The 20,442-nt window shown below is 75.1% G+C and carries 22 protein-coding genes; 2 read left to right on the top strand and 20 right to left on the bottom strand.

Features of this window, described 5'->3' with window-relative positions:
- Position 1: 1 nt before the first annotated feature.
- The 5 genes from ACH01S_RS29165 to ACH01S_RS29145 form a co-directional block, all read right to left on the bottom strand.
- Complete coding sequence (locus ACH01S_RS29165) at positions 2–658, bottom strand: Rieske (2Fe-2S) protein (protein ID WP_067898663.1); 657 nt, start codon at positions 656–658, stop codon at positions 2–4.
- A gap of 10 nt (positions 659–668) precedes the next feature.
- Positions 669–1,283, bottom strand: coding sequence for an RNA polymerase sigma factor (locus ACH01S_RS29160; protein WP_067898607.1), 615 nt, complete (start codon positions 1,281–1,283; stop codon positions 669–671).
- 142 nt (positions 1,284–1,425) lie between these two features.
- The gene (locus ACH01S_RS29155; RefSeq protein ID WP_067898604.1) at positions 1,426–2,367 is read right to left on the bottom strand and encodes a metallophosphoesterase family protein; all 942 of its coding nucleotides are present in this window, start codon (positions 2,365–2,367) and stop codon (positions 1,426–1,428) included.
- Positions 2,364–2,843, bottom strand: coding sequence for a cupredoxin domain-containing protein (locus tag ACH01S_RS29150; RefSeq protein WP_067898601.1), 480 nt, complete (start codon positions 2,841–2,843; stop codon positions 2,364–2,366). The genes ACH01S_RS29155 and ACH01S_RS29150 overlap by 4 nt, the downstream gene beginning before the upstream one ends.
- A 20-nt stretch (positions 2,844–2,863) precedes the next feature.
- Positions 2,864–4,132, bottom strand: coding sequence for a vanadium-dependent haloperoxidase (locus ACH01S_RS29145; protein ID WP_067898599.1), 1,269 nt, complete (start codon positions 4,130–4,132; stop codon positions 2,864–2,866).
- 136 nt (positions 4,133–4,268) lie between these two features.
- On the opposite strand from ACH01S_RS29145, the gene ACH01S_RS29140 reads away from it, so the two are divergent.
- Entirely contained in the window at positions 4,269–4,733 is a 465-nt protein-coding gene (locus ACH01S_RS29140) for a hypothetical protein (RefSeq protein WP_067898597.1), read from the top strand.
- A 116-nt stretch (positions 4,734–4,849) separates the two neighbouring features.
- On the opposite strand, the gene ACH01S_RS29135 is transcribed toward ACH01S_RS29140, so the two are convergent.
- From ACH01S_RS29135 to ACH01S_RS29070, 14 genes are all read right to left on the bottom strand, one after another.
- Positions 4,850–6,016 (bottom strand): LLM class flavin-dependent oxidoreductase, encoded by a 1,167-nt coding sequence (locus ACH01S_RS29135; protein WP_067898594.1) that lies wholly within the window; start codon positions 6,014–6,016, stop codon positions 4,850–4,852.
- A gap of 68 nt (positions 6,017–6,084) precedes the next feature.
- Positions 6,085–7,086 carry an ABC transporter substrate-binding protein gene (locus ACH01S_RS29130; protein ID WP_067898591.1) on the bottom strand — a complete coding sequence of 334 codons (1,002 nt, stop codon included), beginning with the start codon at positions 7,084–7,086 and terminating at the stop codon, positions 6,085–6,087.
- Positions 7,083–7,820, bottom strand: coding sequence for an ABC transporter ATP-binding protein (locus ACH01S_RS29125; protein WP_067898588.1), 738 nt, complete (start codon positions 7,818–7,820; stop codon positions 7,083–7,085). The genes ACH01S_RS29130 and ACH01S_RS29125 overlap by 4 nt, the downstream gene beginning before the upstream one ends.
- Positions 7,793–8,620 carry an ABC transporter permease gene (locus ACH01S_RS29120; RefSeq protein WP_067898585.1) on the bottom strand — a complete coding sequence of 276 codons (828 nt, stop codon included), beginning with the start codon at positions 8,618–8,620 and terminating at the stop codon, positions 7,793–7,795. Before ACH01S_RS29120 ends, ACH01S_RS29125 begins: the two co-directional genes overlap by 28 nt.
- 190 nt (positions 8,621–8,810) lie before the next feature.
- Positions 8,811–9,332, bottom strand: a complete 522-nt coding sequence (locus ACH01S_RS29115; protein WP_067898582.1) for an NADPH-dependent FMN reductase — start codon at positions 9,330–9,332, stop codon at positions 8,811–8,813.
- A 36-nt stretch (positions 9,333–9,368) separates the two neighbouring features.
- Positions 9,369–10,505: an LLM class flavin-dependent oxidoreductase gene (locus ACH01S_RS29110; RefSeq protein ID WP_067898578.1), complete on the bottom strand. Its 1,137-nt coding sequence runs from the start codon at positions 10,503–10,505 to the stop codon at positions 9,369–9,371.
- Positions 10,502–11,698, bottom strand: a complete 1,197-nt coding sequence (locus tag ACH01S_RS29105) for an LLM class flavin-dependent oxidoreductase (RefSeq protein ID WP_067898575.1) — start codon at positions 11,696–11,698, stop codon at positions 10,502–10,504. Before ACH01S_RS29105 ends, ACH01S_RS29110 begins: the two co-directional genes overlap by 4 nt.
- Positions 11,695–13,023, bottom strand: a complete 1,329-nt coding sequence (locus ACH01S_RS29100) for an NtaA/DmoA family FMN-dependent monooxygenase (protein ID WP_067898573.1) — start codon at positions 13,021–13,023, stop codon at positions 11,695–11,697. The genes ACH01S_RS29105 and ACH01S_RS29100 overlap by 4 nt, the downstream gene beginning before the upstream one ends.
- Positions 13,024–13,054: 31 nt before the next feature.
- Positions 13,055–13,567, bottom strand: a complete 513-nt coding sequence (locus tag ACH01S_RS29095) for a flavin reductase family protein (RefSeq protein ID WP_083981264.1) — start codon at positions 13,565–13,567, stop codon at positions 13,055–13,057.
- Positions 13,564–14,757, bottom strand: coding sequence for an LLM class flavin-dependent oxidoreductase (locus ACH01S_RS29090; RefSeq protein ID WP_067898569.1), 1,194 nt, complete (start codon positions 14,755–14,757; stop codon positions 13,564–13,566). Before ACH01S_RS29090 ends, ACH01S_RS29095 begins: the two co-directional genes overlap by 4 nt.
- 246 nt (positions 14,758–15,003) lie before the next feature.
- A complete protein-coding gene (locus ACH01S_RS29085; RefSeq protein ID WP_067898566.1) occupies positions 15,004–16,227 on the bottom strand; it encodes an FAD-dependent oxidoreductase in 1,224 nt (407 codons plus the stop codon).
- A gap of 14 nt (positions 16,228–16,241) precedes the next feature.
- Positions 16,242–16,940 carry a maleylpyruvate isomerase family mycothiol-dependent enzyme gene (locus ACH01S_RS29080; RefSeq protein ID WP_067898563.1) on the bottom strand — a complete coding sequence of 233 codons (699 nt, stop codon included), beginning with the start codon at positions 16,938–16,940 and terminating at the stop codon, positions 16,242–16,244.
- The gene (locus tag ACH01S_RS29075) at positions 16,940–17,773 is read right to left on the bottom strand and encodes a fumarylacetoacetate hydrolase family protein (protein ID WP_067898559.1); all 834 of its coding nucleotides are present in this window, start codon (positions 17,771–17,773) and stop codon (positions 16,940–16,942) included. The genes ACH01S_RS29080 and ACH01S_RS29075 overlap by 1 nt, the downstream gene beginning before the upstream one ends.
- Complete coding sequence (locus ACH01S_RS29070; RefSeq protein ID WP_067898556.1) at positions 17,773–18,897, bottom strand: cupin domain-containing protein; 1,125 nt, start codon at positions 18,895–18,897, stop codon at positions 17,773–17,775. The genes ACH01S_RS29075 and ACH01S_RS29070 overlap by 1 nt, the downstream gene beginning before the upstream one ends.
- A 78-nt stretch (positions 18,898–18,975) precedes the next feature.
- Here ACH01S_RS29070 and ACH01S_RS29065 point away from each other — a divergent pair, with 78 nt between their 5' ends.
- A complete protein-coding gene (locus tag ACH01S_RS29065) occupies positions 18,976–19,749 on the top strand; it encodes an IclR family transcriptional regulator (RefSeq protein WP_067898553.1) in 774 nt (257 codons plus the stop codon).
- A gap of 8 nt (positions 19,750–19,757) precedes the next feature.
- On the opposite strand, the gene ACH01S_RS29060 is transcribed toward ACH01S_RS29065, so the two are convergent.
- Entirely contained in the window at positions 19,758–20,414 is a 657-nt protein-coding gene (locus tag ACH01S_RS29060; protein ID WP_218010439.1) for a TetR/AcrR family transcriptional regulator, read from the bottom strand.
- Between the last annotated feature and the right edge of the window lie 28 nt (positions 20,415–20,442).

Here is a 20,442-nt window from a genome sequence, read left to right as displayed (position 1 = left end):
GTCAGATGGGGCCGCGCGGGACGAAGACCTCGACGACGCCGTTCACCTGGCGGATCGCGAGGCGCGGGAGGCCCGGGATGGGGGCCTTCAGGCGGTGGTACAGGACGGCGCCGTCGAGGGCGAAGAGGGCGCCGTGGCAGGGGCAGCGCAGCTTGGTCCGCTCGTGGACGCCGAGGCGGCAGCCCTGGTGGGTGCAGGTGCCGGACACGGCGCGCAGCCGCCCGCCGTCGCGGGTGAGGAAGCCGTCGACGCCGCCCGCGGAGAAGCCGTGCACGGCGCCCTCGGCCACGTCGGCGGCGTTCACGACGGGATGCCAGGCGCCGACGTCGGGGGTCAGGGACTTGGCGGCGGGCGCGGCGGCCGGCGGCGCGACGACCATCCGGTCGGCGATCACCCCGGCGGCGGCCCCGGCCGCGCCCACCGCGCCGCCGACGAGGATGCGGCGGCGTACCGGCACGGGCGCGGCGTCGGCCTGGTCGCGGGCGAGGCGGCGGTGCAGCCCGGCGATGAACTCCTCGCGGGGCGCGCCGGAGCCGGGACGGGCCGCGCGCAGCTCGATGGCCACCCGCAGCGCGTCCGCGTCGGCGTCGTCCACCGGGAACGGGCGCGGCCGGCCGCCGTTCAGCAGCTTCTCGACGAAGCGGTGCAGTCGTCTCATGGTCACCTGCTCATCCCTGGGGCGTCTGGGCGGGCGGGTCGGCGCGGTCCAGCTCGGCCGCGCGGCGGAGCGCGCGGTGCTGGAGCACCTTCACGTTGCCGACGGTGAGCCCGAGCTCCGCCGCCGTCTGCTTGATCGTGTACGAGTGCAGGAACCGCAGCTCCAGGACGCGCCGGTAGCGCTCGGGCAGCGCGGCGAGGAGCCGCTCGGCCCGCCGCTCGGAGCCGCCCGTCCCGGCGGGGACGCCGGACGCGGCGGCCGCGTCGTCGTCGGCCAGCAGTTCCAGGTCGATGCTCGTGATCTCCCTTCCGAGGGTGCGCCGCCAGTGCGCGGCCAGGACCGTGCGGGCGGTGGCGAGCAGGTACGCGCGGACCTCCCCGACCGTCGCCGACACCCGCAGCGGCCGCAGCGCGGTGAGGAACACCTCGGCCGTGAGGTCCTCGGCGTCCGGGCGGTTGCCGACCTTGCTGAACATCAACCGGTAGATCCGGTCCACGTTGTGCAGGTAGATCGCCTCCCAGTTCGCGTACGTCTCGCCGTTGACGAGGTGCAGCCGCGCCCGCGGCTCGGGCTCGTCCCCCGCCGGTTCGGCGGGGCCGCGCCGGGCTAACTTCCAGTAGCGCATGACGGTTCCTTCCGCCTCCTGCCGCCTCCTGCCGCCGTGCCGGAGCGTCTGCCTAGAGCACGTCCGCCGGGCCCCGGAGGATCACCCGTCCTGGCCGAGTGGACGGGTGATCCGGTCCCGGGAGCCAGGTCCGGCGGCGTGCCTAGGCCAGCCGCCGGTCCTTCACGGCGAGCGCCGCGCGGCCCTTCACGTAGCCGACCTCGCGGACGCCGAGCGCGTCGCGGAGCCGTCCCGCCGGGAGCGTGACCGGGGCGGGCGCGGGGCCGTCGCCCGGGTGCGGCAGCGGGTACGCGGTGGTCGTGGCGCTGTGGAACGTCACGTTTCCCTCCGTCTTCGTGAAGAGCTGGTGGACGTGCCCGTTCAGGCAGGTCACGGACGAGAACCGGCGCAGGAGCGACAGCACCTGGGCCGCGTCGTCCGTCCCCCAGCCCCAGTTCGGGTACATGGCGAACAGCGGGATGTGGCTGAACACGACGATCGGGGTGTCGGACGGCAGCCCGGCCACGTCCTTGCGGACGAAGTCGACCTGGTCCACTCCGAGGTGCCCGAGCTTCTTCAGGTGCAGCGTGTTGACGAGCGCGATGAAGTGCACGCCGCGCACGTCGAAGCTGTACCAGCCGTCGCCGCGCGAGCCCGCGCCGAAAGCCGTCCGGTACTTCTGGCCCGCGTCGTCGATGGAGTCGTGCTCGCCGGGGACCGTCCACACGTGGCCGGTCTTCAGCGTCCCCATCATCTGCTTGACCTGGTCGAACTGGGCCGGTGTCGCGAGATGGGTCAGGTCGCCGGTGTGGATGACGAAGTCCGGCCGGTGGTCCAGCGCGTTGATCTGCGCGATGGCCCGCGAGAACGAGCCGGTGACGTCGGTGTTGGCGGGCCCCTTGAAGCCGAGGTGGCTGTCGCTGACCTGCACGAAGCGGGGGGACGCGTCGGCCGGGATCCCCGCGCCCTCGTCGTCGGCGTCGCCGACGACCTTGCTCACCACCTCGCCGCCGGTCACCGCGAGGACGACCGCGCCCCCGAACCACGCGCCGTGCCGCAGCAGCCCGCGCCGCGACATCCCCTCGGCGGCGTGCTCCCCGGTCATGGCTTCACCACCACCGTGCCGTGCATGAACGGGTGGATGGTGCAGATGTAGTCGTAGCGTCCCGGGCGGGCGAAGCGGTGGCGGTAGGTCGCCTTGGCGTCCATCGCCGGGGAGCGGAGCGGCCCCGTGCCCGAGGTGACGGTGTGCGGTTCCTCGTCGTCGTTCGTCCAGGTGACGGTCGCGCCCGCGTGCACGGTCAGGGTCGCGGGCACGAACGCGAAGCCCTTGATGGACACCGCGTTCCCCGCGACCGGCGCCGCCGGGGCGGACGACCCGGACGGCATCGGCATCCCCGGCATCGGCGCGCTCTTGGACGGCGCTGTGCTCGCCGGCGCCGTGCTGGACGGCGCCGTGCTCGACGGCGACTTCCCGGACGCGTGGCTCGTCCCGCCGCCGCAGGCCGCGAGCAGCAGCATGAGCCCGCCCGCCAGCGCGAGCACTCCCGGCCGTCGCGTCCGGACGGCGGTCTCGCTCATCGGACTCCTCACTCCGGCCCTCAGCGGGTCGCGCCGTGGGCCAGGTCGAACCGGGCGACCCGGACGCCGAGCAGCGCACCGGCGACGTGGTCGGGACGGGTGTGGACGCCCGCGTAGACGCGGCTGAGCCCGGCCTCGTCCGCCGCGTCCTGGTAGGACGTGAACGACCGGGTGACCCCCGGCAGCGACTCCGAGCTGACCGTGAACGTGTCGTCCGGCCCGAAGAAGGACCCGAGGACGATCGCCCCGGCCTCGGCGACGACGCTGTGCGCGCCCGGGTAGGACGGGTCGGCGGGCGTCGTCGCGAGCGGGTTCCAGCCCGGGTCGGCGTGGGTGTCGGGGTTGCCGTCGGTGTCGGCCTCGCGGATCGCCGTGATCGGACGCCACACCCGGTAGTGGTACTTGCCGTCGTAGAACGCGATGACGGAGTCGGCGACCGTCCGGTCGAGCGCGGCGAACAGCGCGGCGGTGGCGGCGAGGCCGATGCCGTGGCGGCGGGCGGCGCTCTGCGCGATCTCGTTCCAGTAGTTCCAGATCGGCGCGGCCCAGAAGCGGGCCTGCGTGGTCTGGTCGGCCGTCCGGGTGGTGCTCGTGTCCTGGCCCAGCGACTGCACCTCGTTGATTCCCCTGGCATAGGCGCGGGTGGTCAGCGCCGGGGGCGGGACGGGCCGGAACCGGTCGCCGCGCCCGAGCGCGAACGGCCGCACGGCCGCCCAGTGCGTGAACACCGGGGCGGGGAACGACGGCGGCGTCGGCCGGTAGTCGCCGGGACGGCCGGTCGGCGTGAACGGCGGCGGCGTCGCGGCGGACCCGTCGTCCGCGCGGTCCGCGAGGACGGCCGCGGCGGCGCGCTGCCCGGCGCGGATCCCGGCGGCCTTGGCCGGGCCGTCCGGGATGCCGCCCAGCTCGTCGGCGAGCCGCCGGTCCAGGTCGGCGCGGCGCGCCGGGTAGAGGGCGGCCAGGCTGTCGTGCCCGGCCTGCGCCGCCGCGGCCTCCCCGGCTCCCCCGGCACCGCGCCGGGCGGCGGCGACGCCGCCCGCGATCGCCGTGTGCAGGATCGCGAAGCCGCGCGTCGGATGGACGGTCGCGGGCTGCGCGCCCGGCGTCCGGACGATCTCCAGCAGGGCCCGGTTCCAGTCGATCACCACCTCCCGGCCCTGCGCGGCACGCGCGCGCCCGCTCCCCTGGATCCCGTCCGGCTGGGCCCCGACTGCCTGGGCCCCGGACGTCGCGGCCACCGCGAACACCGTCCCTGCCGCGAGGCCCGTGACGGCCAGCGTTCTCCTCATCTCCCCGTCCCTTCGTCGACATCGGTCGAGAAGAAGTAGGCGGGCGGGTTACACGCCGCCGGATCCCCGCCCCGCGTAACCCCCGCGCCTATCCATTCACCGAGACGAACCACCGCTCAGGGGGAGGAGAACGACGATGCGAATTCGCGCAGGGGCCGGGCTGCTGGTCGTGGGGGCGCTCGCGCTGTCCACGGCCGTGGCCACGGGGGGCGCCGCCCAGGCGAAGGACCGCCCGTGCGGCCGTCCGGTCACGACCTCGGGGACCGGCACGGCGGGCACGCCGTGGACGCTCAAGTCGCAGTACGACGACGACGGCACGCCGCCGAACCGGCTCGTCGCCGGTGAGGAGTTCGAGATCGACACCGGCGTCGCCGGGCAGCACTGGTCGGTCGTGTTCACCGACAACGGCACGGAGTTCTTCCGCAACGACGACGACGTCTCCACCGCGACGGGGATCCGGGAGGTCCACCCGAACCCGGTGCCGCGGGGGCTGCCGAACGTGATGGCCGCGCACGCCGAGCGCAAGGACGCGTCCGGCCACGTGGTCGAGACCATCGACGGCTCGGTCAGGCTCGACCCGCCGCCGCCGCGCTGCGGCTGACCGGACGGGCGTCCGGCGGCCCCCGAGCCGCCGGACGCCCCCCGCCCTCCGGGCCTGCGCAGGGCCTCCGGGGGTCTGCGGGGGTCAGTGGGAGTCAGTGGGAGTCAGTGGGGGGACTAGGCGGAGCTGCGGCGCAGCCGGGCCTCGGACGCGGCCGCGACCTCCCGCCACTCGGCGGCGAGCAGCTCGTAGGAGCGGACGCGGTCCGCGTGGTCGTGCGTGACCGTGGTGATGAGCAGCTCGTCCGCGCCGGTGACGCGCTGCAGGACGTCCAGCCCCGCCGCGACGGTGCGGGGCGAGCCGAAGAACTGGGTCTCGACCCGGTCGGCGACGAGGTCCAGCTCGTCCGGCTTCCACTGGTGCGCGGCGGCGTCGTCCGCCGTCGGGAACGGGACGGCCCCGAGCCCCGACCTGATCCGGTGCACCCACAGCGGGTACGGGGACGCGAGCACCTCCGCCTCGTCGTCGGTGGGCGCCGTCACGACGTCGGCGGACACGATGACGTACGGGGCGTCCAGCACGGCCGACGGCCGGAACGCCGCCCGGTAGGCGTCCACCGCCTGGAGGACGGTCGCGGGGCTGGAGTGGTAGTTCGCCGCGAACGGCAGGCCGTGCCGCCCGGCGACCCTGGCGATCCGGTGGTCGTCGCCGAGGACCCACGGTTCCAGGTCGGCGCCCTCGCCCGGGGTCGCGCGGACGCGCTGCCCGTCCTGGACGTAGGCGCCGTCCAGCAGGGCGAGCACGGCGGCGACGACGTCGGCGAACTCGGCGGGCATCGCGCCGAGCTGCACGAGCAGCGTCTCCTGGAGCTTGAGCGCGGCGGACCGGGCGAGGCCCGGCGGGTCCGACGCGACGGGGATGAGGAGCCCGTCCACGAACTCCACCGCCCGGCGCGGCGGGCGCCGCCTCCCGCCCGCCGCCCGGACGGTGGCCCGGTCCCTGTCGCGGTCGCGGTCGGAGCGGCCGAGGCCGAGGTCGATCCGGCCGGGGTAGAGGGCGTCGAGCGTGCCGAACTGCTCGACGATCGAGAGCGGCGTCCGGTGCCTGGTCTGCAGGGCGCCCGATCCGACGCGGAGCCTGGACGTGGCCGCCGCGACCGCCGCGATGAGCACGGGCGGGGCCGCCGCCGCGAGGCCGGGCGCGAGGTGGTGCTCGGCGATCCAGTACCGGCGGTAGCCCGCGCGTTCCGCGCGCCGGGCGAGGTCGAGGGTGTTGCGCACCGCGTCCGCCGGGCCGCCGCCCGCCGGGACCGGCGCGAGATCGAGAACGGAGAGGGGGATCATGGGAGACCGTCCGTCCGGGAGCGGAGGGCGGCGGGCCGGTGACCCGCCGCCCGGGGAATCGTGAGGGGTCACTTTCCTTGCTGGGGCCGCGCCGCCACGGCGAGGTCGTTGAACCGCCGGTCGAAGAACCCGGCGATCGCGACCTTGCGCGGGACGAGCCCGACCCCGGCGAAGGAGTCGGCGATCTGCTGCTCCGCTGCGATCACGGAGTCGTCGATCGGGATGACCGTCGTGAGCCGCCGCCGCACGGCGCGCTCGGCGACGGGCCCGGCGAGCCGGGTCTGCTTCGCCCAGATGGCCGCCCACTGCTCGGGATGCGAGCTGGACCACCGCACCGCCCGCTGGTACCGGGACAGGAAGTCCTTGAGCGCGGCGCTCCGGGCCTTGTTCTTGAGGGTGTCCTTGGACGTGACCTGGAATCCGTAGCCGTTGGTGTAGCCGGTGCCGTCCGCGAGGATCCGGGCGCCGTTCTGCAGCTCGGCCTGGGCGGTGTACGGCTCCCACGTGGCCCAGGCGTCGACGCGCCCGCCGGTGAGGGCGGTGAGGGCGTCGGCGGGCTGGAGGTACTGCGGCTGGACGTCGCCGAACTTCAGCCCGTTCTTCGTCAGCACCGACAGCAGGTGGTAGTTGGCCGAGCTGCCCTTGGCGACCGCGACCTTCTTCCCCTTGAGGTCGGCGGGGGTGCGGACCGGGGAGTCCTTCGGCACCACGATCGCCTGGCCGGTCAGCCGGGACGTGGTCGCGCCGACGAGCACGATCCGCGCCCCGGACGCCGCCGCGAACACCGGCGGCGTGTTCCCGACCACCCCGAAGTCGACCGACCCGGCGTTGATCCCCTCCAGGATCGGCGGCCCGGACGTGAACAGCGACCACTTGACCTTGTAGGTGAGGCCGTCGAGCTGGCCGGCGGCGGCCAGCATGTCCTGGAGGCTCGCGCCCTTCTGGTCCCCGACCCGCAGGACGACCTGCCCGTTCTCGTCCGACCCGGCACCGGACGAGCATCCGCCGAGCGCCGCGACCAGCGCGCCGAGCGCCACCAGCGCGAGCGCCGCGCCACGCCGCCCGCTCACAGGGACCCCTCCAGGGCCACGCCCAGGCGGGCGAGGAGGACCGAGCGCAGCTCCACCAGCTCCGGGTCGTCGCGCTTGCGCGGCCGGGGCAGGGGGACCTCGGACTGGTGGGCGATGCGGCCGTCGTCCAGGACGAGGACGCGGTCGGCGAGCAGCAGCGCCTCGTCCACGTCGTGCGTCACCAGCAGGACGCCGGGACGGTGCCGCTCCCACAGGTCGAGCACCAGCCGGTGGACGTTGATCCGCGTCAGCGCGTCGAGCGCGCTGAACGGCTCGTCGAGCAGCAGCAGGTCCGGGTCGCGGACGAGGGCGCGGGCGAGGGACACGCGCTGCGCCTCCCCGCCGGACAGGGTGAGCGGCCACACGTCCCGCCGCTCGGTCAGCCCGACCTCGGCGAGCGCCGCGTCGGCGGCGGCCACCGGGTCCGGGACGCGCAGCCCGAGCGTGACGTTGCCGAGCACCCGCTTCCAGGGCACGAGCCTCGGCTCCTGGAACGCGACCGCGACGGTGCCGTCCACGCGGAGGTCGCCGGAAGTGTCGCGGTCCAGCCCGGCGAGCACGCGCAGGAGCGTCGACTTGCCCGAGCCGCTGCGGCCGAGCAGGGCGACGAACTCGCCGCGCGCGATGTCCAGGTCCAGCCCGTCGAGGACGGTCCGCGCCCCGAACCGCTTGGTCAGCCCCTTCACCCGGGCGGCGGGAGGCGCGGTCACGTCCCGAGCAGTCCGCGTCGCCATGACAGGGCCCTCCTCTCCGCCAGCCGGACGAGCGCGTCCGTCGCGAGCCCGAGCACCGCGTACACGAGCAGCCCGAGGACGACGATGTCCACCCGCAGGAACTCGCGGGCGTCGTTGATCATGAAGCCGAGGCCCTCGCTCGCGTTGATCTGCTCGGCCACGATCAGCGCGAGCCAGGCGACGCCGAGGCTCTGCCGGAGCCCGACGAGCGCCTGCGGCAGCGCGCCGGGCAGCACGATGTGCCTGATCAGCGCGATCCGGCCGAGCCGGAGGACGTGCCCGACCTCGGCGAGCTTGGCGTCCACGCCGCGGATCCCGGCGTAGGTGTTGAGGTAGATCGGGAAGAGCACGCCGAAGGCGACGAGGATGACCTTCGGGGTCTCCCCGATCCCGAACCAGAGGATGAACAGCGGGATCAGCCCGAACAGGGGCAGCGCCCGCAGCATCTGGAGCGGCGGGTCGAGGAGCCCCTCGCCCGCGCGGCTGAGCCCGGCGGCCAGCGCGAGCGCGAGCCCGGCGGCGGCGCCGAGCGCGAAGCCGATCAGGGCCCGCTGGAGCGAGACGGCGACGGCGGCGCCGAGCGTCCCGTCGGCGGTCAGCGTCGCGGCGGTGCGGGCGACGGTCGCGGGCGACGGCAGCAGCCGGTCGGACAGCAGGCCCGTGCCGCTCGCGATCTGCCAGAGGATCAGCAGGGCGGGCGGGCTGACGGCGCGGAGCCCGAGGCGCGGCCGCGGTGGCGCGGGGAGTCGGGGACGCGCCCGAGCGGCCGGGCGCGCGATATCGACGGACGATGTGGACATGGAACTGCGAGTCCCTTCGTGAGAACCGGTCGGCTGGACGGCCGGTCGGCGGTCGCCGCGGCGTCCGGAGGCGCGTTTCGTCAGCGCGGACACAGGGCGCTCGCCTGCAGCCGCAGATCCACGTGCAGCCGCGCGACGAGGGTGGTCAGGGCACTCACGGGAACCACGATGAACGACATTTCCTACCAAGTCAATAGGAAATACATGAAACGGCCGCCTCGACCTGGGGGGCGACGCGGCGCGCCCAGGCGTCCAGGACCTTGTCCGCCTGGTCGAACTGGCTCTCCAGCAGCACGCCGCCCGGGGTGGGGACGAACGCGCCGAGCTCCACCAGCACCGGGCGCAGGTGCACCTCCACGGCGAGCGCGTGCCGCGCGTCGCCCATCACCATCAGCGGCAGCGCCACGGTCGAGGCCAGCGCCCCGCTGGACAGGCGGTCCAGGAACGTCTTCAGCAGGCCCGTGTAGGCGCCCTTGTAGGTCGGGCTCGCGACGACGAGCACGTCCGCGTCGAGGACGGTCTGCACCGCCGCCTCCACCGCCGCCGACGCGGACGGCGCGCCGAGCGCGGGCGCGAGCGCCGACAGGTCGAGGACCTCCTGTTCGACCGGCCCGATCCGGCCGCCGACCAGCTCGGCGGCCTGGACGGCGGCGGCCCGGGTGCGCGACTCCGGCCGGGGGTTGCCGATCAGCGAGACGATGCGCGTGGCCATCGGCCCTTCCTTTCAGTTCGAATCCGGTACGGCGGTTCAGGCGAGGGCCCATTCGGCGGCGAGCAACTCGTAGGAGCGGACGCGGTCGGCGTGGCCGTGGGTGATCGTGGTGATCAGGAGCTCGTCCGCGCCGGTGACGCGGCGGAGCGTCTCCAGGCGCTCCACGACGGTGCCGGGCGCGCCGACGAACTGGGTGTCCACGCGGTCGGCGACGAGGGCGCGGTCGGCGTCCGTCCAGCGGTGGGACGCGGCGTCCGCCGGGGACGGGAACGGCACGGCGGCGAGCCGCGAGCGGATGCTGTGCACCCACACCCCGTACGGCGACGCCAGCTCGCGGGCGCGCTCGTCGGTCCGCGCCACGACGACGTCGGCGGACACCATGACGTACGGCTCGTCCAGCCCGGCGGACGGCTTGAACGCCTCCCGGTAGGCGGCGACCGCCTCCAGCACCCTGGCGGGGGCGACGTGGTAGTTCGCCGCGAACGGCAGGCCGCGCTCCCCCGCGACGCGGGCGCTCTCGCCGCCGCTGCTGCCGAGGATCCACAGCCGCAGGTCGGCGCCCTCGCCCGGCACGACGTGGGCGGGGTGCCCGCGCGCGGAGCGGTAGGTGCCCTCCAGGAGGGCGATGATGTCATCGACCTGGCCGGGGTAGGCGGGCGGTTCGGCGCCGGGGAGCTGGAGCAGCTCGTCCATGAGCGCGACCGTCGCGGACTCGGCGAGCCGGGACGGGTCGAACGGCTTCGGGATGAGCAGCCCGTCGACCACGCGCGCCTCGGGCGGCGGCGGTCCGCCGCCGTCCGGGGGCGGGCGGCGCGCGGCCTCGGCCCGCCGCCGCTGCCCGGAGCGGCCGAGGCCGAGGTCGATGCGTCCGGGGTGGAGCGCGTCGAGGGTGCCGAACTGCTCGACGATGGCGAGCGGCGTCCAGTGCCCGGTCTGCACCGCGCCGGAGCCGACCCGGATCCGCTCGGTCGCGGCGGCCACCGCGCCGATCAGGACCTGCGGCGCGGAACTCGCCACGCCCGGCGCGAAGTGGTGCTCGGCGAGCCAGTAGCGGTGGTAGCCGAACTCCTCCGCGCGGCGGGCGAGGTCGAGCGTGCCGCGCAGCGCCTCGCGCGGCGTCCCCCCGGCGGGGATCGGCGCGAGGTCCAGGACGGACAGCGGGACGGCGTTCATGCTCGTCCTCCGGTGGTCGCGGCGGCGGGCGCGCGGTACCGGCCCGCCGGACGGGCCAGGCCGAGGCGGGCGCGCAGCGTCGTCTCCCGGTACGCGGTCCGGAACGCGCCCCGGCGCTGCAGCTCGGGCACCAGCCGCCGGGTGATCCCGGTCAGGTCGTGCGGCAGGACGCCGGGCCGCAGCCGGAACCCGGTGAGGCCCGCGTCGCGCCGCTCCTCCAGCAGGTCGGCCAGCTCGGCGGGGGTGCCGGTGAAGACCTCGACCGGCGCCGGGGGCCCGGCGCCGTCCAGCTCGTCCAGCCGGGCCTTGCGGACGGCCGCCGCGCCCGGCCGGTCGTCGACGAAGACCAGCAGGTCGGCGAACACCCGGAGCGGCTCGCCGCGCCGCCCGGCCGCCGCCTCGGCGGCGCGGACGCGGGAGACGGCGGCCCCCGTCCCGGCGCGCGAGTCCGGGGTGAGGTAGACGACGTCGGCGCTCCGGGCGGCGAACTCGTAGGCGGGCGCCGTGTCCGCGAGGACGGTGACGACCGGCTGCCCCTGCGGCGGGCGCGGCGTGATCGACGGCCCGCGCACGCTGAAGTACGGGCCCTCGAAGTCGATGTAGTGGAGCCTGTCACGGTCCAGGAAGCGGCCGGTGGCCGCGTCGCGGATCTCGGCGCCATCCTCCCAGCTGTCCCACAGCCGCCGGACGACCTCGGCCGCGTCGGCGGCCTCGGCGTACAGCTCGGCGTCGGACGCGAGCCGCCCCGGCGGCGCGCCGGCGGACGGGCGGCGGCGGCCGAAGTGCCCGGCCTCCCCGACCCCGGCCGAGACGCGCGGCCGCCAGCCCGCGCGCCCGTAGGACGCGAAGTCGAGCGAGGCGACGCCGATCGAGACGTGGAACGGCTCGGTGTGCGTGACGTCGGTGGTCGGCACCAGCCCGATGTGCCCGGTGACCGGCGCGAGCCTGGCCGCGACCAGGACCGCGTCCAGGCCGCCCTGCGACCGCCCGGCCGGTCGCGGGGTGAGCGCGTCCTCGATCGTGACGAAGTCGAGCAGGCCGCGCTCCGCCTCCCGCGCGAGGCCGGCCCAGTAGCGGGCGGTGAACAGCTCGTCCGGACGCGCGTCCGGGGCGCGCCACGCCGCCGGGTGCCACCCGGCGCCGTCCAGCGCCACGGCCAGGTGCAGCCCCGTCCCGCCGTACAGACCGGTCATGACACGGCCCCGGCGTGAGCGCGCCGCACCGCGCCGCGCGGCGGGCCCAGGCCGAGATGGTCGCGCAGCGTCGTCCCGGTGTAGTCGGCGCGGAAGACGCCCTTCTCCTGGAGCAGCGGGACGACGTGGTCGACGAGGTCGTCCAGCCCGCCGGGCGTCAGGTGCGGGACGAAGATGAACCCGTCCGCGACGCCCGTCTGCACGAACTCGTCGATCCGGTCGGCGACGGAACGGGGCGTGCCGACGAACGTCTGCCGCCCGGTCGCCTCGATGACCAGCTCGCGGATGCTGAGGCCGCGGTCGGCGGCGAGCGTCCGCCACCTGCGGACGGTCTCGCCCCGGTCGCCGCGGAACTGCGCCCGCCCCTTCGAGACGCCCTCCTCCAGGTCGGGCTCGACGTCGGGGAGCGGGCCGTCCGGGTCGTAGCCGGACAGGTCGCGCCCCCACACGCCCTCCAGGTAGGCGATCGCGGTCTCCGGGCCCACCTGCGCGCGGCGGATCTCGGCGGCGCGCTCGGCCGCGTCCTCCTCGGTGTCGCCGAGGACGTAGGTCACCGCGGGGAAGATCTTCAGCTCGTCGGGACGCCGCCCGTACCGGGGCAGGCGGCGCTTCACGTCGTCGTAGAAGGCGCGTCCGGCGGCCGGGGCGCCGTGCCTGCTGAAGATCACGTCGGCGTCGGAGGCGGCGAACTCGCGGCCCTCCGCCGAGTCCCCCGCCTGGATGATCACCGGGTGGCCCTGCGGCCCGCGCGGCGTGCCGAACCGTCCGGCGATGTCGAAGTGGCGCCCGCGGTGGGCGAACTCCCCCTCCGTCCCGCCGTCGTCCGGCCAGGAGTCCCACAGCTCGCGGGCGGTCTGGAGGAACTCGGCGGCGCGGGTGTACCGGTCGGCCTCCGCGAGGAAGCCGCCGCGCCGGAAGTTCTCGCCGGTGAACGCGTCGTAGCTGGTCACGACGTTCCAGGCGGCGCGCCCTCCGCTGAGGTGGTCGAGCGTCGCGAGCCGTCCGGCCACCTCGTAGGGCTCGTTGAAGGTGGAGTTGACGGTCGCGGCCAGCCCGAGCCGCGTCGTGACGGCGGCGAGCGCGGACAGCACCGTCAGCGACTCGGGACGTCCCGCCACGTCGAGATCGTGGATGCGCCCCTTCATCTCCCGCAGCCGCAGCCCCTCGGCCAGGAAGAAGAAGTCGAACTTGCCGCGCTCGGCCGTCCGCGCCAGGTGGACGAACGAGGCGAAGTCGATCTGGCTCCCGGACGCGGGGTCCGACCAGACCGTGGTGTTGTTGACGCCCGGGAAATGCGCCGCGAGATGGACCTGCCTTGCGGGCATCGCGAGAACTCCCTCCGTCGGAAGAGCGTCGTCAGGGCAGCCGGTGGAAGCGGCTGGCGTGGAAGACGAGCGGCGGGATCCCGGCGGCGGCGTCCAGGTCGTGGACGCGCAGCACCACGATGTCGTGGTCGCCGGACCTGACCCGCTGCTCGACGGCGCAGTCGTACCAGGCGGCCGCGCCCTCGATCAGCACGCAGCCGGTGGCGGTGGCGCGCCAGGCGATGCCCGCGAAGCGGTCGCCGCCGCGCGCGCCGAGCCGCCGTCCCGTCTCCTCCTGGTGGGCGCCGAGCACGCTGATCCCGATGTGCGGGAGGTCGCGCAGCAGCGGCCAGGTCGTGGACGTGTGCGCCATGCAGACCGACACGAGCGGCGGGTCCAGCGACACCGGCACGAACGAGCTGGCGGCGAGGCCGACCGGCCGTCCGCCGACGAGGCCCGCGACCGCCGCGACGCCGGTCGGGTACGCGCCGTAGACGCGGCGCAGGTCGGGTTCCGTCAGCGCCGCGCCGCGCGCCCCGCCGGGCGCGGTTCCGGTGGCGCTCACGCCGGGGTCACCACCGCGCCGGGCGCGGGCGCGGGGGCGGGCCGGGTCTCGCCGCGCCTGCGCAGCTCCGGCAGGACGCCCTCGCCGAACCAGTACGCCTCCTCAAGGTGCGGGTAGCCGGACAGGATGAACTCCTCGATGCCCAACTCCGCGTACTCCTGGATCCGGTCGGCGACCTCGGTGTGGCTGCCGACCAGCGCGGTGCCCGCGCCGCCGCGCACGAGCCCGACGCCCGCCCACAGGTTGGGGTAGATCTCCAGCTCGCGGGCGTCCGTGCCGTGGGCGACCTTGCCGTTGGCGCGGTACCGCTCGTGCAGGGCGCGCATCCGCCGCTGGCCGACCGACTCGCTGGCGGCGAGCGCCTGCTGCGCCTTGCCGACGGCGTCCCCGTCGAGGCTGTCGAGCAGGCGTCCGGCCTCCCGCCACGCCTGCGCGGACGTGTCCCGGCTGAGCGTGTGCAGCCGGATGCCGAAGCGCAGCGTCCGGCCCTGCTCGGCCGCCAGCCGCCGCAGCCGGGCGATCTTGGCGGCGACCTGGTCGGGCGGCTCGCCCCAGGTCAGGTAGACGTCCACGTGCCGGGCGGCGACGGGTCCCGCCGCGTCGGACGAGCCGCCGAAGTACACCTCCGGGACGGGCTCCGGCCGCAGCCGCACCGTCGCGCCCTCGACCTCGTAGTGCTTGCCGGTGAAGTCGAACGGCTCGGCGCCCCAGGCGCCGCGCACGATCGCAAGGAACTCGTCGGTGCGCGCGTAGCGCTCGTCGTGGTCGAGGTGGTCGCCGAAGCGGCGCTGCTCGGTGGACTCGCCGCCGGTGACGACGTTGAGCGCGAGGCGTCCGCCGGAGATCCGCTGGTAGGTCGCGGCCATCTGCGCGGCGAGCGTCGGCGAGATCAGCCCGGGCCGGAACGCGACAAGGAACTTGAGCCGGCGCGTCTCGCGGATCAGCGCGGCGGTCACCAGCCAGGCGTCCTCGCACCACGTGCCGGTCGGGGTCAGCACGGCCTCGAAGCCGAGGTGCTCGGCGGTCCGCGCGATCTGGGCGAGGTAGTCGATGTCGGGGGCGCGGAACCGGTCCGCGGCGCCCGGCCGGGCCTCCGGGAGCCCGACCCCGCGGGGCACGTTGTGGCCGCCGCCGATCAGCGTCCGGCCGTCTCCGTTGGTGGGCAGGAACCAGTGGAATCGCAGCGTCATGGCGTCCCTTCCGTCGTGCTGCTGCTGCGCCGCGCGCCGCTCCCGGCGCGGGCGGCGAGGTCACCGGGTTCTCAGCGTGGACAGAGGGCGCTGGCCTGCAACCGGAGGTCGACGTGCAGCCGCGCGACGAGCAGGATCACGACAGCAAGGACGAGGTGGTACACATCAGACACTCTGCTGAAGATTCCCTATCAAGTCAATAGGAAATATGGGGTTACCGGCGGCGGAGCCGCCGCCCGGTCCCTCTCAGAAGGGGATCGGTTTGAACATCTCCGGCTCCTCGTCCGGCTCCAGGGCGGTCGGGCCGTAGAGCCAGTCGACGAACGAGTAGTCGCGGACGTCGCGGTCGCGGAGCAGCGCGTTGCGCCGGTCGCGGCGCGGCCCGTCCAGGTGCCAGAGGTCGCCCCAGGCGCGCGCCGTCGTCTGCACGCGGCGGCAGTGCTCGGGACGCACCGCCTGGTAGGCCGCGAGGGCGGCGTCCCAGTCGACGTCCCCGGACGCGGACCGGTTCCGGGCGGCGTGCTCGGCGAGCACCCAGCCGTCCTCGATCGCCATGACCGCGCCCTGCGCGAGGTACTGGAGCGGCGGGTGCGCGGCGTCGCCGAGCAGCGCGACCCGGCCGAACACCCAGCGGTCGATCGGGTCGCGGTCGAACATCCGCCAGAAGCGATCCCGCCACATCAGCGGGATGCCGCGCCTGACCTGGTCGCAGGCGCCCTCGAACGCCTCGTCCAGCTCGTCGGGCAGGCCCCAGTCGGCCTGCCCCGCCTTGGCCCGGGGCGACTCGAACACGGCGACCTGGTTGAACATCGAGCCGCCGCGCAGCGCGTACTGGACGAAGTGGCAGCGCGGCCCGACGTACACGACGACGGCGTCCTCGTGGACGTCGTTGCCGCGCACGTCCTCGATCGGCATCGCGCCCCGGTAGGCGACGTAGGACGAGCTGACCGGCGCGTCCCCGACGAACGACGCCCGCGCCACCGAGTGCAGGCCGTCGGCGGCGATCACCGCGGACGCTCGCTCGACCCCGCCGTCCGCGCGGATCACGCCCGTCCCGTCGGCGGCGAGCCCGTCGACGCGGCTGTCGGTGACCAGCTCGACGCCCGCCCGCTCGCAGCCGCGGAGCAGCAGCGCGTGCAGGTCGCTGCGGTGCATGACGAGGTAGGGGAAGCCGTAGCGGCGTTCGAGGTCGCGGAGGTCGAGCCGGGTCAGCTCGGCCGCGTCCAGCGCGTCGAACATGATCATGTCGGCGGGCGCGACGCCGAGCGCGCGGGCCTCGTCCAGCAGGCCGTACTCGGCGAGGACGCGCGTGCCGTTCGGGGCGATCTGGAGCCCGGCGCCGACCTCGCCGAACGCGGACGCCTGCTCCAGCACCCGCGCGCGCAGGCCCTTGCGGGCGAGCCCGAGGGCGGCGCCGAGGCCGCCGATTCCGCCGCCGACGACGATCGCGTCGGGATCGCTCTGGGACATCGAGGGTTCCGTTTCTACAGCCAGTCGGGGAGCGCGGGCGCGCCCGGGAGTGCGGCGGCGCGTCCGGTGAGGTAGGCGGCGACGTCGGGCAGCCGGGCGGAGACGTGCGCGGGGGCGCCGTCGCCGGGCAGCTCCCAGCGGTCGCCGGAGTCGGTCGCGGTCAGGACGACCCAGGGCCCGGGACGGGTGCGGCGCCTGCCGGCCACGTCCTCGCACAGCGCGGTGAGGAAGCCCGCCGGGAGGTCGGCGAACCCGACCCCGGCGTCCAGGTCCACGGCGTGGACGCAGACCTCGCGGGCGCGCAGCCACGGCACCTCCGTCGCCGGGACGGCGCGCCCCTGCGCGGTGACGACCTCGCGCGCCCACTGCTCGGGGGTCAGCGCGGACATCGCCGCGTCCAGTTCGACGGCCGAGTTCCGCAGCCAGCCGACCAGCTCGGTGCGGCCCAGCGCCGCGCCGCGCTCGATCCCGGCGTTCCGCTCCTCCAGCGAGGCGTACATCGGCGTCGGCTCGCCCGTGGCCGCCCAGTGGAGCAGGTTGCCGAGCCCCTCGGCGTTGGCCGCGACGTGGGCGGCGACGTGCTTGCGCGTCCAGCCGGGCAGCGGGCTCGGCGCCGCGAACGCGGTCTCGTCCAGGCCCGTGGCGGCGTTGAGGAGCAGGCGGGTGCCGACGGACGTCCAGCGGCGGGCGTCGGCGAGCGTCCGCGCGGCCATCACGCGTCCTTCACCACGCGGTTGGCGAGCCGTCCGAGGCCCTGGATCTCGGTCACGACCGTCTCGCCGCCGAGCAGGTAGCGCTTCGGGTCGCGGGCGTGCCCGACGCCGCCCGGCGTGCCGGTGGCGATCAGGTCGCCGGGGTTCAGCCGGACGATCGTCGAGACGTACTCCACCAGCGCGACCGGGTCGAAGAGCAGGTCGCCGGTCGAGTCGGACTGCATCAGCTCGCCGTCGACGGTCAGCGAGACGTCCAGCGCGGGACGGACGCCGCCGGGCAGCTCGTCCGGCGTCACGACGTACGGGCCCACGGGCGTGGTCGAGTCCCACGTCTTGCCCTGGAGCCATTCGCGGGTGCGGAACTGCCAGTCGCGGCACGTGACGTCGTTGAGGACGGTGAACCCGGCGATCGCCCGCTCGGCCTCCGCCGTCCCGGCCCGCCGGACCGGCGCGCCGATCACGACCGCCAGCTCGGCCTCCCAGTCGAACTCCGCCGTCTCGCCCGGCCGGACGATGTCGTCGCCCGCGCCGATCAGGCTGTCGGCGAACTTGGCGAACAGGGTCGGGTGGGTCGGCAGGTCGCGTCCCATCTCCAGGATGTGGTTGCGGTAGTTGAGGCCGACGCAGACCACCTTCGACGGGCGCGGGACGACGGGCGCGAAGTCCGCGCCCCCGGCCGGGCGGACGGGCCCGGTCGCGGCCGCCGCCCGGTCCCGCCAGTCGGGCTGCGCGAGGAACGCGCCGACGTCGGCGGAGCCGAGGTCGATCAGCCCGTCGCCCTCCGCCTTCACGGCGCGGGTGCCCTCGGACGTGCGGACGGTGGCCAGCTTCATCAGGTTTCCTCACGGCGATCGAGACGGAGCGCCTCGAAGACGGGCGCGTCGCTGAAACGGAAGAGGTCGAGGCATCCGGAGTCGGAGTCGGACGGCCCCGCCTCGGACTTGGCGGAGAACGGCTCCCACGACGGCACGACGAACAGGTCGCCCCGGGAGACCGTCCAGGTCGTGTCGCCGACCGTCACGGTGCCCGACCCGTCGAACACCGTGTAGACCGACGAGCCGGTCTCGCGGACGGGCGCGGTCTCCGCGCCCCGCACCACGCGGTGGAACTCGGCGCGGACGGTCGGCAGGACGTCCCCGCCCGTGGCGGGATCGGTGCAGCGCACCGCCGCGTGGCCGGGCTCGACCGTCCCGCCGGAGTCGAGCTGGTCGGTGAGGGCGCGGTCGGTGACCTCCCACGGGTAGCGCAGCAGCGGCGTGCCGGGCCGCCCGGCGGGCGCCCCGAGCGGGCGCAGCCCGGCATGCCCCCACAGCCGTTCGGAGCGGGAGCGCTCCGGCGTGGAGTGCTCCTCAGCGGAGATCTGGTCGCGGCCGAACTCGAAGAACTGCGCGTCCGTCGCGTACTGGAACGGGATGTCGAGCCCGTCGATCCAGGCCATCGGCTCGGCGGCGGCGTTGTGGTGGGCGTGCCAGTTCCAGCCGGCCTGGGGCAGGAAGTCGCCCCGGTTCATCGGGACGGGGTCGCCGTTCACGACCGTCCACACGCCGGAGCCCTCGACGACGAAGCGGAAGGCGTGCTGGGTGTGGCGGTGCTCGGGCGCGTCCTCGCCCGGCATCAGGTACTGGATCGCCGCCCACAGCGTCGGCGTCGCGAACGGCCGCCCGCCGAGGCCGGGGTTGGCGAGCGCGATCGCGCGCCGCTCCCCGCCGCGCCCGACCGGCACCAGCTCGCCCGCCCGCGCGGCCAGCGCCAGCAGGTTCCGCCACTGCCACAGGTGCGGGACGGCCCGCGAGCGCGGACGCGCCGGCATCAGGTCGCCGATCTCCGTCCACAGCGGGACGAGCAGCTCGCGCTCGAAGCCCCGGTAGAGGTCCTCCAGGGCGGGCGTGACGTCCGGCTGGTCCGGCGCGGCGGCGGCGCGGAGCCGGACCGGGGAGTCGTCGGGGATGGTGGCCATACACGTACCATGGCCTGAATTATGCAAGACGGAAAAGGACATTCTGTCTTACAGAACCGCCCTGCGGGGAGGAGCCGCGTGGACAAGCCGCTGAAGACCCCGCCGCCGTACGCGGTGGCGAGCGTCGACAACGCCCTCCGCATCGCCGCGATGCTCCAGCTGGAGGGCCCGATGACGGTCACCGAGGTGGCCGGGCGGCTCGGCGTCGCCGGGTCCACCGCGCACCGGCTGCTGGCGATGCTCGTCTACCGCGACTTCGCCGTCCAGCAGCAGGACCGGTCCTACCGGGTCGGGCCCGTGCTCGAACTGGCGGCGCACTCGCAGTCGGCGGCGTCGCGGCTGCGGGCGGCGGCGCTGCCGCACCTGCGGCGGCTGGTCGACCTGCTGGACGAGTCCGCGAACCTCGCCGTCCGCACCGGCGACACCGTCCGCTTCATCGCGAGCGTCGAGTCGGGGCAGGCGGTGCGGGTCGGGTCGCGCGAGGGCATGGTGTTCCACGCGCACCGCACGACCGGCGGCCTCCTCCTGCTCGCCGAACTCCCGCCGGACGAGCTGGACGACCTCTACCGCGACACCCGGCGGAACGCGGCGGCGGGCGACCGTCCCGTCCTCGCCGACCTCAAGGCGGAGCTGGCGCGCGTCCGCCGCAACGGGTTCGCGGTGAACGACGGGCGCTCCGAGCGCGGGCTCGTCGCGGTCGGCGTCCCGGTGCGCGACCCGGACGGCACGGCGGTCGCGGGCCTGTCGGTGTCCATGCCGAGCATCCGGTACGAGAAGGAGCGGCTGCCCAGGCTGGTCGCGACGCTCCGGACGGCGGCGTCCGCGCTCGAACGGAATCTCCAGGCGGGCTAGCAGGCGGGCTAGGCGACGCCCGCGTCGGCGCGGAGCCTGGCCACCCGCGCCTCGCCGAGCGCGGCCACGGCCTCGGCGAGCAGCCGCATCGGGGCGGCGATGCCGCGCTCCGGCTCGGCCTGCATCGCGACGAACGCGCCGTCGAACCCGGCGATGGCGAAGTAGTCCAGCTCGTCCGCGACGGCCTGGGCGATCTCCGCGCCCTCGCTCGCGAAGGACGCGGCGATCATCGTGTTCATGTGCGCGCGGCCGTCCCGCCTGACCTGCTCGATGAGGACGTCCACCTCGGCTTCGGCCGCCTCGGCGCTCATCACCAGCAGCAGGTGCAGGCGCAGGAAGTCGGTCCGCGCCTGGAAGACCTCACCGGTGCGCAGGAGGTACCAGGTCAGGCGCTCCAGCGGGGTGTCGCCCTCCGGGCCGCCCGCCTGCGTCTCGCGCATCGCCGCGTAGAACTCGTACGCGCCGCGCGCCATGACCGCCGACAGCAGCCCGGCCTTCGACTGGAAGTGGTGGTAGACGACGCTCTTCGGGAGCCCGCTCTCCCGGCTCAGCACGGACAGGGACGTCGCGGCGTACCCGCGTTCCGCCATGATCCGCGAGGCGACGTCCAGGATCTCGTCCCGGGACCTGCGGCCGCGGCGGTTGCCGGTCTTCTCGCTGTCCACCCGTTGAAGCATAGGCACCCCTTCGGCC

The sequence above is a fragment of the Actinomadura chibensis NBRC 106107 genome, assembly GCF_001552135.1.
GTDB classification, from domain to species: domain Bacteria; phylum Actinomycetota; class Actinomycetes; order Streptosporangiales; family Streptosporangiaceae; genus Spirillospora; species Spirillospora chibensis.
This window is presented reverse-complemented; position numbering and strand designations above follow the sequence as displayed.

Excerpts from the sequence above, each read along its gene's own strand:
- ACH01S_RS29165 (WP_067898663.1), bottom strand. The coding sequence starts at position 658 with ATGAGACGACTGCACCGCTTCGTCGAGAAGCTGCTGAACGGCGGCCGG.
- ACH01S_RS29160 (WP_067898607.1), bottom strand. The coding sequence starts at position 1,283 with ATGCGCTACTGGAAGTTAGCCCGGCGCGGCCCCGCCGAACCGGCGGGG.
- ACH01S_RS29155 (WP_067898604.1), bottom strand. The coding sequence starts at position 2,367 with ATGACCGGGGAGCACGCCGCCGAGGGGATGTCGCGGCGCGGGCTGCTG.
- ACH01S_RS29150 (WP_067898601.1), bottom strand. The coding sequence starts at position 2,843 with ATGAGCGAGACCGCCGTCCGGACGCGACGGCCGGGAGTGCTCGCGCTG.
- ACH01S_RS29145 (WP_067898599.1), bottom strand. The coding sequence starts at position 4,132 with ATGAGGAGAACGCTGGCCGTCACGGGCCTCGCGGCAGGGACGGTGTTC.
- ACH01S_RS29140 (WP_067898597.1), top strand. The coding sequence starts at position 4,269 with ATGCGAATTCGCGCAGGGGCCGGGCTGCTGGTCGTGGGGGCGCTCGCG.
- ACH01S_RS29135 (WP_067898594.1), bottom strand. The coding sequence starts at position 6,016 with ATGATCCCCCTCTCCGTTCTCGATCTCGCGCCGGTCCCGGCGGGCGGC.
- ACH01S_RS29125 (WP_067898588.1), bottom strand. The coding sequence starts at position 7,820 with ATGGCGACGCGGACTGCTCGGGACGTGACCGCGCCTCCCGCCGCCCGG.
- ACH01S_RS29120 (WP_067898585.1), bottom strand. The coding sequence starts at position 8,620 with ATGTCCACATCGTCCGTCGATATCGCGCGCCCGGCCGCTCGGGCGCGT.
- ACH01S_RS29115 (WP_067898582.1), bottom strand. The coding sequence starts at position 9,332 with ATGGCCACGCGCATCGTCTCGCTGATCGGCAACCCCCGGCCGGAGTCG.
- ACH01S_RS29110 (WP_067898578.1), bottom strand. The coding sequence starts at position 10,505 with ATGAACGCCGTCCCGCTGTCCGTCCTGGACCTCGCGCCGATCCCCGCC.
- ACH01S_RS29105 (WP_067898575.1), bottom strand. The coding sequence starts at position 11,698 with ATGACCGGTCTGTACGGCGGGACGGGGCTGCACCTGGCCGTGGCGCTG.
- ACH01S_RS29100 (WP_067898573.1), bottom strand. The coding sequence starts at position 13,023 with ATGCCCGCAAGGCAGGTCCATCTCGCGGCGCATTTCCCGGGCGTCAAC.
- ACH01S_RS29090 (WP_067898569.1), bottom strand. The coding sequence starts at position 14,757 with ATGACGCTGCGATTCCACTGGTTCCTGCCCACCAACGGAGACGGCCGG.
- ACH01S_RS29085 (WP_067898566.1), bottom strand. The coding sequence starts at position 16,227 with ATGTCCCAGAGCGATCCCGACGCGATCGTCGTCGGCGGCGGAATCGGC.
- ACH01S_RS29080 (WP_067898563.1), bottom strand. The coding sequence starts at position 16,940 with ATGGCCGCGCGGACGCTCGCCGACGCCCGCCGCTGGACGTCCGTCGGC.
- ACH01S_RS29075 (WP_067898559.1), bottom strand. The coding sequence starts at position 17,773 with ATGAAGCTGGCCACCGTCCGCACGTCCGAGGGCACCCGCGCCGTGAAG.
- ACH01S_RS29070 (WP_067898556.1), bottom strand. The coding sequence starts at position 18,897 with ATGGCCACCATCCCCGACGACTCCCCGGTCCGGCTCCGCGCCGCCGCC.